At 68.9% G+C, this 425-nt stretch carries 1 protein-coding gene; it reads right to left on the bottom strand.

What is annotated here, in order from left to right; all coding sequences use genetic code 11:
• On the bottom strand, positions 1 to 425 hold a 425-nt coding region (locus tag IE312_RS42645; RefSeq protein ID WP_229900642.1), incomplete at both ends, for a stealth family protein.

Here is a 425-nt window from a genome sequence, read left to right on the forward strand (position 1 = left end):
GCGGTGTCGTCCAGCCAGTGCGGCTTCTGGCCGTCGGTCACGATGTAGACGTGCCGGACGAAGTCGGCGTACATCGCGAGCGAGCGCAGCGAGTACTTCAGCTCGTCGTGGCTGGTGTAGCGGGAGGCGTTGGTCTCCTTGTCCAGGATCTCGGCCATGCCGTGCTCCTGGTACCGGGCCCGCTTGGCCCGCATCGCCGGCTCCTCGCCGTCCACCCAGGTGTAGACGACGTCGACCGGGAAGGTCACCTGGTTCACGGTGGGCAGCGTCAGCGGGGCGAAGCTGGGCAGCTCCCGCTCGCCGACCCGCACGGTGACCGGCTTCTGCTCGCTCACCGGCAGCACGTCCGTGATCCCGTTGTTGCGGGGCGTGACGAGCGACTCGGCGAAGACGTCCTCGGACGCCTGCGGCTGCACCTTGGCCAG

The organism is Streptomyces capoamus (assembly GCF_014654935.1).
Taxonomy (GTDB): Bacteria; Actinomycetota; Actinomycetes; order Streptomycetales; family Streptomycetaceae; genus Streptomyces; species Streptomyces capoamus.